Raw genomic sequence first — 3,578 nt, 5'->3', positions numbered from 1 at the left:
GCGCGCGGATGTCTGGATCATCGGTATGCATCCCGGCATCCTGTCGCACATGCCAGTGCCGCGACCTGATTGCCGGCTGGTCTTGACCGGCCCGGGCGTTACCGTGTCGACCAAGGCCGACATGGTATCGGCGATGGATGAAACGGGTGAGCTCGTGATCTGTTATGCCGGTCCGGTTACCGAAGCGCGTGGCATGAGTGTCATTGCAGACTGGGCTGGCAGCTACCAAGGACCGCCTGCGATTCTACACCTCATGGGGCAAGCGGATGAGGCTGGTGCTCGCCTTATCGATGGTGTCGTGGAGCGCGCCGCGCAACGCGGCCTTCGCGTCGTGCGTCACGGATGGGTCGTCCACAGCACCGTTATCGAGATCCTGGGTTCTGGTCACATCGGCATCTGTTTGATCGACCCTGACGTTCTCAACTATCGCTACGCCTACCCGATCAAGGTCGGCGAATACATGAGCCAGGGCGTGATCCCGGTCGCAACGGACGGCCAAGGGGTGCGGAGCTTGATCCGACATGGCGAAAACGGCTTCGTCGCGAGATTCGACAACGTGGCGTTCGCCGCGATCATGACGGAAGCGGTCACCGCCGTGGCTGACGCAGCCAAGCGAAAGACGATCGTTGCAAATGCTGTACAGACCGTTGCGGGACGGCATTGGAACGAGGTCAACGAACGCCTGATCGCGGATCTGAAAACTGCTCTTCTTGTCGAGCCGTAATGCGCGTCGCCAACATCATCGAAGAGGGCAAGGTCGGCGGGCCGCAGGTGCGCATGCTGCGCGTAGCCAAAGCAATGACCGATGTCGAGACACTAATTGTCATGCCAACCTCCAATTCTGACCAATTTCAAGAAATGTGCGACGACTTTGGCGTCTCTTGGCGAGCAGTCCCAATGACTCGGATCACGAAGGAATGGCGCGTGGCGATGGGATATATACTTTTTTCGCCCGTTGAGGTGCTGCGTCTTGTCCGACTCTTCCGGCGGGAACATATCGACCTTGTTCATGCGTCAGGCGGAAGCTGGCAGTATAAGGGAGTGATTGCAGCATTTCTAGCCGGGGTTCCGTCAGTCTGGCATTTGAACGACACTTCAATGCCGCGCCTCTTTCGCCGTATCTTCCGCCTTTTCTCAGCGCTTCCTGCAGGCTTTATCTTCGCATCAGAGCGATCACGCGATTATTATGGGGCAGAGCTAGCCACTCGTCTACAAGCTGTGATTCCCTCAGCTGTGGACTGTGGTCAATTTTCTACCGCCGCCAATCCTGCCGGCGATGAAGAAATCTTGGAAATTCTCCGGCAAGCCCCGGTAATAGGGACTGTGGCCAATGTCAGCCGCGTCAAGGGACTCGAAACCTTGATTCATGCGGCTGCCGAATTACGCCGGACGCACCCCGATGTGCGTGTGCTGATTGTAGGGCCAGTTCACGTAAACCAAGCTCGATATCACGCGGGATTGGTCGCGCTTGCAGATAGCTTAGGTGTTTCCGAAGCCATTGTTTGGGCGGGAGCGCGAACGGATATTAGGCCGTTATTGGCACGGATGGACGTGTATATCTGCAGCTCGCTCGCGGAATCCTCGCCAGTGTCAGTTTGGGAGGCGATGGCAATGGAACGCCCAGTCGTTTCAACCGATGTCGGTGATGTGCCTGCCCATCTCGTTGATGGAGTGTCTGGTTATGTGGTACCAGTGTACGATAATCTAGCGCTAGCAGCGAAAGTGGCTACTCTACTTGACGACCCTAAACTGCGTGCAGATTTCGGCAAAGCTGCCCGAGAAGTGATTTTTGAGAAGTTTGCGCCCGCCCAAATTGCTGAGCAGACCCACGATCTATATCGCCGTATCCTTGAGGCGCGCAGAATGTGAGCAAATGGGGCAAACCACTTGGACGAACACCGCTTGGGCGCCGCTGGAAAAAGACATGCGGTCTTACGCAAAGATTATAGTTTTCCACCTATTGCCACACATTGTGCTGCGCATTTTCGAGATACCGCGCGAGCACGTTGACTGACTTCCAACCGCCTGCACGCATAATTGCCACCGTGTCGTGCCCGCCCTTCAGAAGATCCTGTGCTGCCCCAACGCGCAGGCTGTGACCGCTGAAAGCCGCCGCCTCCCCCTTCGATAGACCTAAGGTGCGGGCCGACGATTTGATTACCGTCTTAACTGTTGTCGTGCTGAGAGAGCGATTGATCGGGATCTCGTGGTAAATCGGACAAAAGAGCCAGTCGATCTTGGGCCCGCGCCAGTCCAGCCAATCATGGATAAGAACTGCGCTTCGTCGCGAACAGAATCCGATGCGTCCACTGCCGAACGGATCTGCCTTCGAGCGGCGGATCAAAACACGAAATGTGCCATCCGCCCGAGGCTTAAGGTCTTCGTTGCGCAGCGCGATAAGTTCGGATCGACGCGTCAGCAGGTCGTATCCCAGCGACAACATCGCTCGATTGCGCAGCCCCCACGGCGTATCGGGTTGGGCGTCGATTGCCGCATCCAGATACTCTGCAGTCATCCCCTTGGCCTGACGTTGACGCGCAAAGCCACCTCGCCGGATCCGGCGCATCGTGAGCTTGACCTCTTCGTCTTCCGTTGGATTACGCAAGCCGAGCAGAGCGTGGATTTTGCGAATTCCGTATAGACGCCGTTCAATCGTAGCGATGGCTTTATCCGCCCCGGCCTCTTCGCTCAAAAAGCGACAAAGCAATTCTGGGGCAATCGGAAACGGTTCAACTCCCATCGCAGCGCACCAATCAACGAGAGCCTGCACGTCAGCATAATAGGCGCGCATCGTCGCGGGCGAGTATGCCCCTTCCAATCGCTTGAATTTTGTTTTCCATTCGCGCATCATAGCTAAAACATCTCCCATTTTGGGTATTTATCTGCTCATTTTGCGCAATTTTAGAGGATTGTCAAGTGTTAACTTCCTGGCAAATCAGAGGCGCACGCGCTTCACTTGGTTGGTCTGCAAACGAACTTGCGGGAAAATGCGGAATATCCCGCAGGACGATTGTAAGCATTGAGAGCGCTGACGGCATTCCAAGCACCGGCACGCATACACTAGCAAAAATTCAAACGGCTCTCGAAGCTGCCGGCATCGAGTTCGTTACCGCATTCGATGGCGCACCGGGCATCTTTTTACGCCAGCCTGAGTGAAGATTAAGAGCGCAGGCCTAGCTGCGAGGAACTCTGCCGAGGTGGTATCAACCGCGCCCCCATTTCGGGCGCAACAAACGCAAATCCGCGATAAAAGGGACTAGCGGGCATTTGACGGCCCCTGATGAGATAGGGCCTCACCTAAACACGAACGCCCGCCCCTGCCCCTCAATCTTCTGATTTGTAGCTATAGCGATAATTCTAGTAATACTGATAATGCCCGCTGTAGCTCCCAGACTCGCTGGCCTTAAATCCGTTGAGCACCGCACCGGTGATCTGCGTGCCAGCAGCCTCAAAGCTCTCCTGAACCGCGCGTAGCGCGCCCTGCATCGTCTTAAGATGGCGCGCGATCGCGATCGTAGCCCCGACCGAACGGCCAATGATCACCGGATCGGTCAGCAATTGCGACGAGGTCGAGCTGT

At 56.3% G+C, this 3,578-nt stretch carries 5 protein-coding genes; 3 read left to right on the top strand and 2 right to left on the bottom strand.

Annotated elements, in window-relative coordinates:
• A partial coding sequence (locus DT23_RS16810; protein ID WP_156023996.1) for a glycosyltransferase occupies positions 1-724 on the top strand: 724 nt, incomplete at its 5' end.
• A complete protein-coding gene (locus DT23_RS16805) occupies positions 724-1,869 on the top strand; it encodes a glycosyltransferase family 4 protein (protein WP_038133173.1) in 1,146 nt (381 codons plus the stop codon). The genes DT23_RS16810 and DT23_RS16805, both read left to right, overlap by 1 nt.
• An 88-nt stretch (positions 1,870-1,957) precedes the next feature.
• Here the strand turns inward: DT23_RS16805 and DT23_RS18765 are convergent, their stop codons facing one another.
• Entirely contained in the window at positions 1,958-2,851 is an 894-nt protein-coding gene (locus DT23_RS18765) for a tyrosine-type recombinase/integrase (protein ID WP_051697389.1), read from the bottom strand.
• A 65-nt stretch (positions 2,852-2,916) separates the two neighbouring features.
• Between DT23_RS18765 and DT23_RS20375 the strand changes: the two genes are divergently transcribed.
• Complete coding sequence (locus DT23_RS20375; RefSeq protein WP_038133170.1) at positions 2,917-3,156, top strand: helix-turn-helix transcriptional regulator; 240 nt, start codon at positions 2,917-2,919, stop codon at positions 3,154-3,156.
• Positions 3,157-3,357: 201 nt separating this feature from the next.
• Here DT23_RS20375 and DT23_RS19770 read toward each other — a convergent pair.
• The coding region (locus DT23_RS19770; protein ID WP_038133168.1) for a hypothetical protein at positions 3,358-3,578 on the bottom strand (221 nt) is incomplete at its 5' end.

Source organism: Thioclava indica (assembly GCF_000714545.1).
In the GTDB taxonomy this organism is placed as follows: domain Bacteria; phylum Pseudomonadota; class Alphaproteobacteria; order Rhodobacterales; family Rhodobacteraceae; genus Thioclava; species Thioclava indica.
This window is presented reverse-complemented; position numbering and strand designations above follow the sequence as displayed.

Coding starts and splice junctions, on each gene's coding strand:
- DT23_RS16805 (WP_038133173.1), top strand. CDS start 724: ATGCGCGTCGCCAACATCATCGAAGAGGGCAAGGTCGGCGGGCCGCAG.
- DT23_RS18765 (WP_051697389.1), bottom strand. CDS start 2,851: ATGATGCGCGAATGGAAAACAAAATTCAAGCGATTGGAAGGGGCATAC.